14 protein-coding genes are annotated in these 13,299 nt (G+C 70.5%); 11 read left to right on the top strand and 3 right to left on the bottom strand.

Translation table 11 applies throughout. The features are described from left to right. Window positions 1–233: 233 nt before the first annotated feature. A complete protein-coding gene (gene trpD, locus H7694_RS09560) occupies window positions 234–1,298 on the top strand; it encodes an anthranilate phosphoribosyltransferase (protein ID WP_193596297.1) in 1,065 nt (354 codons plus the stop codon). Window positions 1,299–1,314: 16 nt separating this feature from the next. Then, on the top strand, window positions 1,315–2,304 hold the full coding sequence (locus tag H7694_RS09555) for a PHP domain-containing protein (RefSeq protein ID WP_193596296.1): 990 nt from the start codon (window positions 1,315–1,317) through the stop codon (window positions 2,302–2,304). A 31-nt stretch (window positions 2,305–2,335) separates the two neighbouring features. On the opposite strand, the gene H7694_RS09550 is transcribed toward H7694_RS09555, so the two are convergent. Continuing rightward, on the bottom strand, window positions 2,336–3,259 hold the full coding sequence (locus H7694_RS09550) for a 5'-3' exonuclease (RefSeq protein ID WP_227468052.1): 924 nt from the start codon (window positions 3,257–3,259) through the stop codon (window positions 2,336–2,338). 216 nt (window positions 3,260–3,475) lie between these two features. On the opposite strand from H7694_RS09550, the gene rpsA reads away from it, so the two are divergent. Further along, a complete protein-coding gene (gene rpsA, locus H7694_RS09545; RefSeq protein ID WP_193596295.1) occupies window positions 3,476–4,933 on the top strand; it encodes a 30S ribosomal protein S1 in 1,458 nt (485 codons plus the stop codon). A 125-nt stretch (window positions 4,934–5,058) separates the two neighbouring features. Continuing rightward, window positions 5,059–5,658, top strand: a complete 600-nt coding sequence (gene coaE, locus H7694_RS09540; RefSeq protein WP_193596294.1) for a dephospho-CoA kinase — start codon at window positions 5,059–5,061, stop codon at window positions 5,656–5,658. Here the strand turns inward: coaE and H7694_RS09535 are convergent. Continuing rightward, window positions 5,645–6,256: a DUF4126 domain-containing protein gene (locus H7694_RS09535; RefSeq protein ID WP_193596293.1), complete on the bottom strand. Its 612-nt coding sequence runs from the start codon at window positions 6,254–6,256 to the stop codon at window positions 5,645–5,647. The two genes, coaE and H7694_RS09535, sit on opposite strands and share 14 nt — an antisense overlap. A gap of 59 nt (window positions 6,257–6,315) precedes the next feature. Between H7694_RS09535 and uvrB the strand changes: the two genes are divergently transcribed. Further along, on the top strand, window positions 6,316–8,394 hold the full coding sequence (gene uvrB / locus H7694_RS09530; RefSeq protein WP_193596292.1) for an excinuclease ABC subunit UvrB: 2,079 nt from the start codon (window positions 6,316–6,318) through the stop codon (window positions 8,392–8,394). 31 nt (window positions 8,395–8,425) lie between these two features. On the opposite strand, the gene H7694_RS09525 is transcribed toward uvrB, so the two are convergent. After that, on the bottom strand, window positions 8,426–8,668 hold the full coding sequence (locus tag H7694_RS09525; RefSeq protein ID WP_193596291.1) for a hypothetical protein: 243 nt from the start codon (window positions 8,666–8,668) through the stop codon (window positions 8,426–8,428). Between the two features lie 44 nt (window positions 8,669–8,712). On the opposite strand from H7694_RS09525, the gene H7694_RS09520 reads away from it, so the two are divergent. The 6 genes from H7694_RS09520 to H7694_RS09495 all read left to right on the top strand — a co-directional run bounded on the left by H7694_RS09520 (window position 8,713) and on the right by H7694_RS09495 (window position 13,292). After that, the gene (locus tag H7694_RS09520; RefSeq protein ID WP_193596290.1) at window positions 8,713–9,150 is read left to right on the top strand and encodes a MarR family winged helix-turn-helix transcriptional regulator; all 438 of its coding nucleotides are present in this window, start codon (window positions 8,713–8,715) and stop codon (window positions 9,148–9,150) included. Between the two features lie 69 nt (window positions 9,151–9,219). Beyond that, complete coding sequence (locus H7694_RS09515) at window positions 9,220–9,954, top strand: DUF4129 domain-containing protein (RefSeq protein WP_193596289.1); 735 nt, start codon at window positions 9,220–9,222, stop codon at window positions 9,952–9,954. Beyond that, window positions 9,951–10,484: a hypothetical protein gene (locus H7694_RS09510; protein ID WP_193596288.1), complete on the top strand. Its 534-nt coding sequence runs from the start codon at window positions 9,951–9,953 to the stop codon at window positions 10,482–10,484. Before H7694_RS09515 ends, H7694_RS09510 begins: the two co-directional genes overlap by 4 nt. Then, complete coding sequence (locus tag H7694_RS09505; RefSeq protein ID WP_193596287.1) at window positions 10,481–11,446, top strand: AAA family ATPase; 966 nt, start codon at window positions 10,481–10,483, stop codon at window positions 11,444–11,446. Before H7694_RS09510 ends, H7694_RS09505 begins: the two co-directional genes overlap by 4 nt. A gap of 2 nt (window positions 11,447–11,448) precedes the next feature. Next, complete coding sequence (locus H7694_RS09500) at window positions 11,449–12,741, top strand: DUF58 domain-containing protein (protein ID WP_227468051.1); 1,293 nt, start codon at window positions 11,449–11,451, stop codon at window positions 12,739–12,741. Beyond that, a complete protein-coding gene (locus H7694_RS09495; protein ID WP_193596285.1) occupies window positions 12,738–13,292 on the top strand; it encodes a hypothetical protein in 555 nt (184 codons plus the stop codon). Before H7694_RS09500 ends, H7694_RS09495 begins: the two co-directional genes overlap by 4 nt. Window positions 13,293–13,299 lie beyond the last annotated feature (7 nt).

Raw genomic sequence — 13,299 nt, 5'->3', positions numbered from 1 at the left:
TGCCGCCGGGGCATACGTCGCTGAGGTGGTCACCTGACCATTATGGCCGATTCCGCCCGGCGATTCTTGCACCGCCGTGGGCCGTTTCGCTGTTCGGACACTTAGGGGAACCTAAGAATGGACTGCGAATATGCCAGGAACGCGCGTGACGCCGCAGATCGGCACGGGTGCCCAGTACATGCGGCGCGTCATCTCGGATCGGCATCGTTCCGCGCCGGTTTAGGATCACTGTCATGGCAGACACCCTCACCTGGCCCGACCTGATCACGTCCCTGCTCGACAGGCAGGATCTCAGCGTCTGGGAGTCCACGTGGGCGATGCGCCAGGTGATGCAGGGCAAGGTGAGCCCGGCTCAGCTCGCCGGCTTCCTCGTGGCACTGCGCGCCAAGGGCGAGACGGTCGACGAGGTCGTCGGCTTCCGCGACGCCGTGCTCGAGGCGGCCGTACCGCTCCCGGTCTCCTCGGACGTGCTCGACATCGTCGGCACCGGCGGCGACAGGGTCGGCACAGTCAACGTGTCCACGACCGCGGCGGTCATCATCGGCGCGACCGGCATCCCGGTCGTCAAGCACGGCAACCGTGCCGCCAGCTCATCCTCCGGATCCTCCGATGTGCTCGCCGCGCTCGGCCTGAACATCTCACTCGATCCCGAGCACGTGGCATCCGTGCTGGATCGCACCGGTATCACCTTCGCGTGGGCGTCGGCCTTCCACCCCGGCTTCAAGCACGCCGGCGTGGCGCGCTCCGAGCTCGCCGTGCCCACCGTCTTCAACGTGCTCGGCCCGCTGTGCAACCCCGCGCGCGCCGAGGCGAACGCGGTCGGCGTCGCCCGCCTGGACCGCGTGCCGCTGATCACGGGCGTCTTCCGCACGCGTGGTGCGACCGCGCTGGTGTTCCGAGGCGACGACGGGCTCGACGAGCTCACCACCACGGGGCACAGCCGAATCTGGGAGGTCGCCCGCGGTGACATCCACGAGCACGACCTCGACCCGCGCGACCTGGGCATCCCGCTCGCCGAGCTCGACGACCTGATCGGCGGCTCCCCGGAGCACAACGCCCGCATCCTGCGCGAGACCCTCGAGGGGAACACCGGTGCCGTGCGCGACATCGTGCTGCTGAACGCCGCGGCCGGAATCGTCGCGTACGAGCTCTCCCACGACGCCTCCCTCACCCAGCAGCCGATCGTGGAGCGTCTGCGCGACGCGCACGGGCGCGCCGCGGCGGCCGTCGACGACGGCCGGGCGGCCGCGAAGCTCGACGACTGGATCCGCGCGACGCAGGACGCGACCGCAGGCTGAGACCGGACCCGCAGCCATGGATGCCGTCGACGCGCTGCTCGAGATCGCCACGCTGCTCGAACGCGAGCGCGCATCGCGATACCGGGCGAAGGCGTTCCGGCAGGCGGCATCCGTGCTGCGATCGCTACCCGACGACGTCATCAGCGACCCGGGCCGGCTGCGCGAGCAGAAGGGGATCGGAGCGTCGACCTTCGAGGTCATCCGGCAGGCGCAGCAGGGGCGCGTACCCGACTATCTGACCGAGCTGCGCGGTGTCGTCGAGCCCGAGCGCACCTCGCAGCTGTGTGCGCGGCTGCGCGGTGACCTGCACAGCCACACCGACTGGTCCGACGGCACGACACCCATCGAGACCATGGTCGAGGCCGCCCGGGCGCTGGGCCATGAGTACCTGGCCGTCACCGATCACTCCCCGCGACTGCGCGTGGCGAGGGGACTGTCGCCCGAGCGGTTGCGCGAGCAGATCCCGCTGGTGCGCGCGCGGTCGGGTAACGGCCTGACGGTGCTGGCCGGCATCGAGGTCGACATCCTCGAGGACGGCGCGCTCGACCAGGAGCCCGCACTGCTCGACGAACTCGACATCGTCGTCGCCTCGGTGCACTCCAAACTGCGGATGGATGCCGCCCCCATGACCCGTCGGATGATCGCGGCCGTCTCCCATCCGCGCGTGAACGTGCTCGGCCACTGCACCGGACGTCTCGTGGAGGGCTCGCGCGGCACGCGCCCGGCATCCGAGTTCGACCCCCGCGCCGTCTTCGCCGCCTGCGCGGCGAACGGGGTCGCGGTGGAGATCAACTCACGTCCCGAGCGCCAGGATCCACCGGACGAGCTGATCGGCATCGCCCTGGCCGAGGGGTGCCTGTTCTCCATCGACTCCGACGCGCACGCGCCCGGCCAGCTGTCGCTGCTCGACCATGGCGCCGCGCGCGCCGAGGCCGCCGGCGTGCCGGCCGAGCGGATCGTCACCACCTGGGGGCTGGACAGGCTCCGGGCATGGGCGAGGGACTGACGGCTCCGGACCGACGACTCCAGCCGGACTGTCAGTCGTCCAGCGCGAGCGCCGCCAGCGCCCTCGTCATCGACGACCCGAGGTTCCAGGCCTCGGCCAGCGCCTGCGCGGCATCCGCCTCGGACGGATCGAGCGCACGCACCGGGGGGCCCGGTGCGGCGATGTCGAGATCGGTCGCCACGCGCACGACGGTCGGGGCGACGTCGAGATAATCGGATGCCGCCGTGAAGCGGGCGGATGCCGCGGCGCTCAGCATCCCGGATGCCGCGGCCTCGCGGATGCCCTGCAGATCGCCGTGCGTCTGCAGCAGCGTCATGGCGGACTTCTCGCCCACGCCCTTCACGCCCGGCAGTCCGTCGGAGGCATCGCCGCGCAGCGTGGCGAAGTCGGCGTACTGCGAGGGCAGCACCCCGTACTTCGCGACGACCACGGCGTCCGTCACGATCTCGAGGTTGCTCATTCCCCGTGCCGTGTAGATGACGCGCACGTCGCGCTCGTCGTCGACGAGCTGGAACAGGTCGCGGTCGCCGGTGACGATGTCGACCGGCACCGTCGCGTGCGTCGCGAGCGTGCCGATGACGTCATCGGCCTCGTGCTCGGCGACGCCGATGATCGGGATGCCGATGGCGCCGAGCGCCTCGCGGATCAGGGGCACCTGCTGCTCGAGCGGATCGGGTACCTCCTCGACGTCGGGGCCTGACGGCACCACCTCGACGACGCGGTGCGCCTTGTAGCTGGGGATCAGGTCGACCCGCCACTGCGGACGCCAGTCGTCGTCCCAGCAGGCGATGATCTGCGTGGGGCGGTACAGCGTCACGAGCTTCGCGACGATGTCGAGCAGCCCGCGCACGGCGTTCACCGACGATCCGTCGGGCGCCTTCACCTTGTCGGGCACGCCGTAGAAGGCGCGGAAGTAGAGGCTGGCGGTGTCGAGCAGCATCAGGCGTTCGGTCACCGCATCAGCATACGAGCGGCCGGCGACAGAGCTGGGGCGGGTCGTGCGAAACCCGGGGCGCGGGACCTGTGCTTCGTCTGATAATCTGAAGTGTCACTCGTGGCGAGCATCCGCCTGCCCGCGTGACATCGCAAACCACAATCCATCCGCCTCGGCATCATCCTGGCACGCCGGCGACCGAGGCCTGACACTCCACTCACAAGGACAACCCACTACATGACTAGCGCAACGACCGCCCCGGCCACCAAGCAGGTCGCGATCAACGACATCGGATCTGCCGAGGACTTCCTGGCCGCGGTCGAGAAGACCCTGAAGTTCTTCAACGACGGCGACATCATCGAGGGCACGATCGTCAAGATCGACCGCGATGAGGTTCTGCTCGACGTCGGCTACAAGACCGAGGGTGTCATCCCCTCGCGTGAGCTCTCCATCAAGCACGACGTCGACCCCAACGAGGTCGTCGCCGTCGGCGACCAGGTCGAGGCCCTCGTCCTCCAGAAGGAGGACAAGGAAGGCCGTCTGATCCTCTCCAAGAAGCGTGCGCAGTACGAGCGCGCCTGGGGCGACGTCGAGAAGATCAAGGAGAACGACGGCGTCGTCACCGGCACCGTCATCGAGGTCGTCAAGGGCGGCCTCATCGTCGACATCGGCCTGCGCGGCTTCCTGCCCGCCTCGCTCATCGAGCTGCGTCGCGTCCGCGACCTCACCCCGTACCTCGGCCAGGAGCTCGAGGCGAAGATCCTCGAGCTCGACAAGAACCGCAACAACGTGGTCCTGAGCCGTCGTGCCCTGCTGGAGCAGACGCAGTCCGAGTCGCGCACCACCTTCCTGAACAACCTGCACAAGGGTCAGGTCCGCAAGGGTGTCGTCTCGTCGATCGTCAACTTCGGTGCGTTCGTCGACCTGGGTGGCGTGGACGGCCTCGTGCACGTCTCCGAGCTGTCCTGGAAGCACATCGAGCACGCCTCCGAGGTCGTCGAGGTCGGCCAGGAGGTCACCGTCGAGATCCTCGAGGTCGACCTGGACCGCGAGCGCGTCTCGCTGTCGCTGAAGGCGACCCAGGAGGACCCGTGGCAGGTCTTCGCCCGCACCCACGCGATCGGCCAGATCGCACCGGGCAAGGTCACCAAGCTCGTTCCGTTCGGTGCGTTCGTCCGCGTCGCGGACGGCATCGAGGGCCTCGTGCACATCTCCGAGCTCTCCAGCAAGCACGTCGAGCTGGCTGAGCAGGTCGTGTCGGTGGGCGAAGAGGTCTTCGTCAAGGTCATCGACATCGACCTCGAGCGTCGCCGCATCTCGCTGTCGCTGAAGCAGGCCAACGAGTCCGTCGACCCGCACGGCACCGAGTTCGACCCGGCCCTGTACGGCATGCTCGCCGAGTACGACGAGAACGGCGAGTACAAGTACCCGGAGGGCTTCGACGCCGAGACCGGTGCGTGGAAGGAAGGCTTCGACGCCCAGCGCGAGGCTTGGGAGCAGGAGTACGCCGCGGCCCAGTCCCGCTGGGAGGCGCACAAGGCTCAGGTCCTCAAGGCCGCCGAGGCCGAGGCTGCCGCGGGCGACGACTTCGGTGCAGCACAGTCGTTCTTGAGCGACTCCGCCGGTGCCGGAACCCTTGCCGACGACGAGGCTCTCGCCGCTCTGCGCGAGAAGCTCTCGGGCGGCAACAGCTGATCCCGGATCACGTCAGGAACGGGCCGTCACCTCTGGTGGCGGCCCGTTCCGCGTCCCCGGCAGCATCCGAGTCGGCTCCTGAGCGAGGAGCGCAGCGACCAGACGAAGGATGCCAGGATGGGGGGATGCCGCTCATCGCCCTCACCGGAGGCATCGCCTCGGGCAAGTCGACCATCGCCTCGCGCCTCGCGGAGCGTGGTGCGACCGTGGTGGATGCCGATGCGATCGTCCGCGAGGTACAGCAGCCCGGCGGCGCGGTGCTCGATGAGATCGCCTCGGCGTTCGGCACGGACATGATCACCGCTGATGGGGCGCTGGATCGTGCCGCGCTGGGCGGGCGAGTGTTCGGCGATCCGGAGGCGCTCGCCCGGTTGAACGCGATCGTGCATCCGGCTGTGCGCACCGAATCCCAGCGCCGGTTCGACGAGGCCTTCGCCGACGACCCCGCGGCGGTCGTCGTCTACGACGTGCCGCTGCTGGTCGAGGCGCGGGTCGATGACCCGTGGGACCTCATCGTCGTGGCCGACGCGCCGGCCGAATTGCGCGAGCACCGGCTGATCGAGCTGCGCGGAATGGAGGCGGGCGAGGCGCGTGCGCGCATCGCCTCGCAGGTGACGGATGCCGCGCGCCGCGCGATCGCCGATGTCATCATCGACACGTCCGGCACGATCGAGCGCACCCGCGAGCAGGTCGACGAGCTCTGGGAGCGTCTCACCGGGTCGTGAGGTCTGGATCGTGAGGCACCTGCCGGCGGGCACGACGGCGCCGCACCAGCAGCACCGCGGCGACGATGAGGCCGGCCAGCAGCACGACGGCCAGGACCGGCACGATGATCGCCGCAGCTGCCAGGGCGAACGACGCGCCATCCTCCGCGGTGCTCAGCACCGGGGCGGCGAGCCCGCCGGTCATGGTGTTGGCCGCCACCCGGCCTGAGGCCTTCACGATGTGCACGACGAGCGCGATGACGATGCCTGCGACGATCGGCACCCAGGCGTTGTCGGCGAAGAACGACGACGGATCGTCGACGGCGATCGTCTGCGCCGAGGCGCCTGCACCGAAGGCGATGCCGCCCGAGGCCGGCCGCAGCAGGCTCTGCACGACGTCGTTGACCGAGTCGACGGCGGGGATCTTGTCGGCGACGATCTCGAGCACGAGCAGCCCGCCGAGGATCCACAGCGTCACGTCTCCCGACAGCCACGCCCAGCCCGACGGCAGCTCCACAGCGGGGATGAACCGGTCGGCCAGACCCAGCAGGAACAGCGGCATCCAGGCGTTCAGGCCGGCGGATGCCGCCAGGCTCGACCCGATCAGGAACTCGATCACGGCACCACTCTAGGCGGACGCCCGGCCCCGGTGTCGGTGGTGCGATCTACGCTGGATGCATGCAGACCACCCGCAGCGTCCGTCCCTTCGAGGTCGTCAGCGAGTACATGCCCGCGGGTGACCAGCCGCAGGCCATCGCCGAGCTCGCCGCGCGCATCAACGCCGGCGAGACCGATGTCGTGCTGCTGGGCGCGACCGGAACGGGAAAGTCGGCGACGACGGCCTGGCTCATCGAGCAGGTGCAGCGCCCGACGCTGGTGATGGCCCACAACAAGACGCTCGCCGCGCAGCTGGCCAACGAGTTCCGTGAGCTCATGCCTCACAACGCGGTGGAGTACTTCGTCTCGTACTACGACTACTACCAGCCAGAGGCGTACGTCCCGCAGACGGACACCTTCATCGAGAAGGACTCGTCGATCAACGCCGAGGTCGAGCGTCTGCGGCACTCCACCACCAACTCGCTGCTCAGCCGCCGCGACGTGGTCGTCGTCTCGACGGTGTCGTGCATCTACGGTCTGGGCGCGCCCGAGGAGTACCTGCGTGCCATGGTGGCGCTGCAGGTGGGGGAGCGGTACGACCGCGACGCCCTCATCCGCCAGTTCATCGCCATGCAGTACAACCGCAACGACGTCGACTTCTCGCGCGGCAACTTCCGCGTGCGGGGCGACACGATCGAGATCATCCCGGTGTACGAGGAGCACGCGATCCGCATCGAGCTCTTCGGCGACGAGATCGAGGCGCTGTACTCGCTGCACCCGCTCACCGGCGACGTCATCGAGAAGCTCGACGCGGTGCCGATCTTCCCGGCTTCGCACTACGTCGCCGGCACCGACGTCATCCAGCGTGCGATCGGCACGATCGAGACCGAGCTGGCGGAGCGGCTGACCGAGTTCGAGCGCCAGGGCAAGCTCCTCGAGGCCCAGCGACTGCGCATGCGCACCACCTTCGACCTCGAGATGCTGCAGCAGCTGGGCTTCTGCTCGGGCATCGAGAACTACTCGCGGCATCTCGACGGGCGCGCCGCGGGTGAGCCGCCGCACACGCTGCTGGACTTCTTCCCCGACGATTTCCTGCTCGTCATCGACGAGTCGCATGTCACGGTGCCGCAGATCGGCGCCATGTACGAGGGCGATGCGTCCCGCAAGCGCACACTCGTCGAGCACGGGTTCCGCCTGCCCAGCGCCATGGACAACCGCCCGCTGCGCTGGGACGAGTTCAAGAACAGGATCGGCCAGAGCGTCTACCTCTCCGCGACCCCCGGCAAGTACGAGATGGGGATCGCCGACGGCGTCGTCGAGCAGATCATCCGCCCGACGGGGCTCGTCGACCCCGAGATCATCGTCAAGCCGTCCAAGGGGCAGATCGACGACCTGCTCGAGGAGATCCGCGTGCGCGTCGAGCGCGACGAGCGCGTGCTGGTCACCACGCTCACCAAGAAGATGGCCGAGGAGCTCACCGACTTCCTCGGCGAGCACGGCGTGCGCGTGCGGTACCTGCACTCGGATGTCGACACGCTGCGCCGCGTGGAGCTGCTCACCGAGCTGCGCGCCGGCGTGTACGACGTGCTGGTCGGCATCAACCTGCTCCGCGAGGGCCTCGACCTGCCCGAGGTCTCGCTCGTGGCCATCCTCGATGCCGACAAGGAGGGGTTCCTGCGCTCGGGCACCTCGCTCATCCAGACGATCGGTCGCGCGGCGCGGAACGTGTCGGGCGAGGTGCACATGTACGCCGACAACATGACCGACTCGATGACCAAGGCGATCGAGGAGACCGAGCGGCGCCGCGAGAAGCAGATCGCCTACAACACCGCCAACGGCATCGATCCGCAGCCGCTGCGCAAGCGGATCGCCGACATCACCGAGGTGCTCGCGCGCGAGGCGGCCGACACGGCCGACATGCGCGCCGGCCGGAACAGGGCGGGAAAGTCCGGCAAGGGCAAGTCGCCCACGCCGAACCTGCGCCGCACCGGCATCGCCGCCGAGGGCGCGATGCAGCTGGAGGAGACCATCGCCGACCTGTCGGATCAGATGCTGGCGGCGGCAGGGGAGCTGAAGTTCGAGCTCGCCGCGCGGCTGCGCGACGAGGTGCAGGACCTCAAGAAGGAGCTGCGCGCCATGGAGCGCGCCGGGCACGCCTGAGGCCTCGGGTGCGAGCTGTCAGCGCGCGAGATCAGGGGCAGTGCATGAGCGGCTTGGGGCCGCTGCGATCGAACACGTGCAGGTTCATCGGCTTGCCGCACAGCGGGCAGGCGCGCTCCGCCCGCCGTTCGGCGCTCGGCGGAGGCGTGGTCTCGTAGGGTCCGACCGACGCCGGTCCGGCGAAGCGGATGAGCCACGAGTTGAACCACGTGTACAGACCGCCGGCCTCGCGGATGCGGGTGCGCAGCGGGACGTGCTCGGAGTCGTTCACCATGATGATTAGTGTACTAACTATCAGCGTGTGCATATGATCGGTGCATGGCGAACGATGATCTGCTGCGGCTGGAGAACCAGCTCTGCTTCTCGATGGTGACCGCCGCGCGGAACGTCGTCGCGATCTACCGGCCCATCCTCGCCCCGCTCGGCCTCACGCACCCGCAGTACCTGGTGATGCTCGCCCTCTGGGAGCGTGCGCCGCGGGCACTCAACGAGCTCGCCCACGAGCTCGCGCTCGAACCCGCCAGCGCATCGCCGCTCGTCAAGAGACTCGAGAGCGAGGGGCTCGTGCGGCGCACCCGCAGCACCGAGGACGAACGCCGGCTGGACATCGGGCTCACCGAGAAGGGGCGCGCGCTGCGTGCCCGGGCCGTGGACGTGCCCCGCGCCGTGATGGCCAGCGCGGGAGTCGACCTCGAAGCGGTGGCCGCGCTGCGTGAGGCGCTCAAGCCGTTCGCGGCAGGAGCCGCAGCGCGCTGAGCCGCTCGGCCTGCGAGGTTATCCACAGGCCACCGCGACCGTCGTCCCCGTCCCCCTAGGGTGGGATCCATGACGCTGCGGGCCGACGACGACACACGGCCGCCCCGTGACGTCGCGCCGACGGCACGCAGGTGGATGCTGATCACCGGCGCCGCGGTGCTGTTCGCCATCGCGGTGCTCGCCGCATCCGTGACGGGGCACCCGGTCTTCGAGCGCTCCGAACCCGAGCCGGTGACGATGCCTGTGATGCCGGCGGCGACCCTGACGCCGTCGCCCGGCGCGACGACACCGCCGTCCGGCGATCTCAGCGGCTGGGTCGTCCTGGTCGTCCTCGGTCTGCTCGTGGTCGCACTGGCCATGCTGCTGCTCTTCTTCCTCGCGCGGGCGCTCATCGGGGCCTGGAATACGCGACCCCTGCGCGCGCGCGATGCCGCGCTCGTCGAGATCGGTGCCGGCGCGGCCGAGGCTCCGGCCGACTCGGCGCCAGACGCGCCGGTCATCCGCCGCGGTGTCGCCGCAGCGCTCACCGCCGCACGCAGCCATGCCGATCCGACAGACGCGATCATCGCCGCCTGGGTGGGGCTGGAGGAGACGGCGACCGACTCGGGTGTCGGGCGCGGGCGCAGCGAGACCCCGGCGGAGTTCACGCTGCGGATCCTGCTGCGACGACCAGGCATCGACGAGCCCTCCCACGCGCTGCTGCGCCTCTACGAAGGGGTGCGCTTCGGCGGCCGGTACGCCACCGAGCAGGATCGCCTCGCCGCGGTGCGGTCGCTGTCGTTGATCGAGGACGGCTGGCGATGAGGCGGCGGAAGACCATCAGCGCCGTGAAGTCGCTGATCGCGCCGGCCACGACCTGCCTGCTCGCGGGGGCGGTGCTCAGCGCGCTCGGGGTGCCGTCGGTGTTCGCCTGGGGCTGGGCGGTGCTCGCCGCGGCGGCCGCCCTGTTCATCGGGATGCAGCTGCCGGATGATGCGCGTGCCGATGCGCCGGGTCGCGCCCTGCACCGCGAGCACGTCGGATCGGATGTCTCGCGGCTCGCCTGGGCGATCAACCTGCAGACCGGCACCGTCAACGAGGCCGTCACGCGGCGCGTGCGTGCCACGCTGCGACGGCGGCTGCAGCGGCACGGGGTCGATCTCGACGACGAGCGTCACGGATCAGAGGTCGAGTGGCTGCTCGGCCCCGGCCTCTGGCAGCGGCTGAACGGCAGGCGCACGACCACCGACGATCTGCGGGACGCACTGGCCGCCATGGAACGGCTGGTGCCGGCCACGAGCCCGCCCCTCACGACCTCGCCCCTCACGCCCTCACACACGAAGGATCCCGCATGAACATCGATGAGATCGCCGGTCTCGGCCACCGCATCCGTGCCGCAGTCGCGACTGTGGTGGTCGGGATGGACGACGCACTCGAGATCGCCCTCGCGACGATCCTCGCCGGCGGGCACGTGCTGTTCGAAGACGTGCCGGGTCTCGGCAAGACCGTTGCCGCCCGCAGCCTCGCCGCCGCCCTCGGACTGCCCTTCCGGCGCCTGCAGTGCACGCCCGACATGCTTCCGGGCGACGTCACGGGCTCGTACGTCTACGCCCCCGACACCGGCGAGTTCGTCTTCCGTCCCGGGCCGATCTTCACGGGGATGCTGCTCGCCGACGAGATCAACCGCACCACGCCGAAGACCCAGTCGGCGATGCTCGAGGCGATGGCCGAGCGGCAGGTGACCGTCGAGGGGAACAGCTTCGCCCTGCAGCCTCCGTTCCATGTGATCGCGACGGCCAACCCGATCGAGTACGAGGGCACCTACGCGCTGCCCGAGGCCCAGCTGGACCGTTTCATGGTGCGCCTGTCGGTGGGCTACCTGGATCATCACGGTGAGACCGAGATCGTGCTCGGCCGGCTCCGTCGCCGGCAGGAGGCCACGCACGTCGACCCGGTGCTGCGGCCGGGCGAGCTCGAGGCGGTGCAGCAGGCCGTCGAGGCGATCCACGTCGACGCCGACGTCGCCGCCTACGCCGTCGCCCTCGCATCCGCCACGCGCACCGCCCAGCACGTCGCGGTGGGCGCGTCGCCGCGCGGCTCGCAGGCGCTCGTACTGCTCGGGCGTGCACTGGCAGCGCTCGACGGACGCGACTACGTGCGCCCGGACGACATCAAGCGGATCGCGGTGCCCGTGCTCGCGCATCGCCTGACGCTGACACCGCAGGCATGGGCACAGGGCATCGATCCGGCGGCGCTGGTGTCGAGCCTGGTCGCGACGGTCGCCGTGCCTCCCAGCGTCGCAGTCGGGCAGCGCTGATCTTGTCCGCTTCCGGCATTGCTCCCCGGCGTCGCGCGAGCCCGGCGGTGCTGCTGGCCGTCATCGGGGCACCGGCCGCGATGATCACCGGAATCCTGTTCTCCCGGCCCGACGTCGTCGCCGTCGGACTGCCCCTCGCGTTGTGGGCGGTGCTCGCGACGACCTCGCGCACGGACGGAGACGACGTGACGGTTCAGGTGCGGAGCACGACCGTCGAGGACGAGGGCCGGCTGGTAGACGACATCCTCATCCGGTCGGATGCCGAGATGGTCGAAGTCGCCGTCATCCAGGCCGAGCGCACCCGCCGCCGCGCCTTCGTGCCGGGGACGACGCGGCTGCGTGCTGTCACCCGGCCACAGCACTCGGGACCGATGACCACCGTCGAGGCCGCGGTGCGCACGATCGACACGGATGCCGCCGTCCTCGGCGCGCCGCAGGCGCCGGTCATCGCGATCCGCGCGGTTCGACCAGTTGCCCGCCGTCTGCCACGGCTGCCGCTGGCGCCGCGCCTGACCGGCCTGCACGGCGCTCACGAGGGCAGCCGGCCCGGTCAGGGCGGCGACTTCCGCGACATCCACCCGTTCGCGCCGGGTGACGAGCTGCGACGGGTGGACTGGAAGGCGACCGCGCGTGCCGCGCGTCGTCCCGGTGAGCTGCTGATCCGCCGCACGAACAACCTCAGCGACGCCTCGGCGGTGATCGTGATGGACACGGCTGACGATCTCGGCGAAGTGGTGGCGACATGGGGGAGCGGCGACCTCAGCCGCAGCGGCGTCACCTCGCTCGACCACGCGCGCAGCGCCGCACGATCCCTCGCCGAGGCGACCATCGGCCAGGGCGACCGCGTCGCCTTCCACACCCTCGCGCACGGCGGTCGCTCGGTGCGCAGCGGCTCGGGACGGCGTCACCTCGCCCGGCTCGTCGCCGAGATCTCGGCGAGCGGCCGCGCCGGCGACGACACCCGGTTCCGCCGCACTCCGCCGGTGCCGCACGGATCGATCATCTATGTGCTCTCGACGTTCTTCGACGGTGCGGCGGCCGAGATCGCGATGCGCTGGCGCGCCTCCGGGCATCGCGTCGTGGCGGTCGACGTGCTGCCGGCCCTGGACACCGTGCGCCTGTCGACCGAGCGCGACCTGGCGCTGCAGGTGCTCCAGGCCGAGCGGCACGACATGCTGCACCAGCTGCGCGAGGCGGGCGTCGACACCGTGCGATGGTCGGACGACGGTGACGCCGGCCTGACCGCGCTGGCGCGGACGGGCGGACCGCAGGCCGCACGGGGAATGCGGCGATGATGCGCGACGACCGTCTCGAGATCGGCTCGGCGGTGCCGGGCCCGGTGCTGCCGGCCGCCGCCGTCGCCGTGGCGCTCGCGGCCGCAGCCCTCCTGGGCGCGCCGCCGCTGTGGCTCGCCGTCGCCGGCGGCGCGATCGCGGTCGGCGCGTTCGCCCCGACGATCGGCGGCCCGTGGATCGCGGCAGCCGTCGTGACCGGGATGCTGCTGGCAGGCGAACCGCATCCGGCGCGCACCGCGCTCGTGATCGCGGCCGTGCACCTGCTGCACGTGCTCGGCTCGCTGTCGCTGGTCGTCCCGCTGCGCACCCGCATCGCCCTTCCTGCGCTGCGGCCCACCGCCGTGCGCTTCGTCGTCGTGCAGGCGGCGGGACAGGCAGCGGGGCTGCTCGCGTCCCTGCTGCCGCAGTCGCGGTCGCACCCGATCGCGGTGCTCGCCGCGGCGGCGGCCGTGCTCGTGGTCGCCCTGGCCGGCAGGCGGATGCTGCGCAGGCAGCGCCGGCACGCGTTCCCTGGATCCCGTCCCAGCCCCAGTGTCGGTGACCCCTCCTAGACTTGAC

Source organism: Microbacterium sp. YJN-G, assembly GCF_015040615.1.
GTDB lineage: Bacteria > Actinomycetota > Actinomycetes > Actinomycetales > Microbacteriaceae > Microbacterium.
The sequence above is the reverse complement of the archived record's forward strand: the minus strand, read 5'-3'. Positions and strand labels throughout refer to the sequence as shown.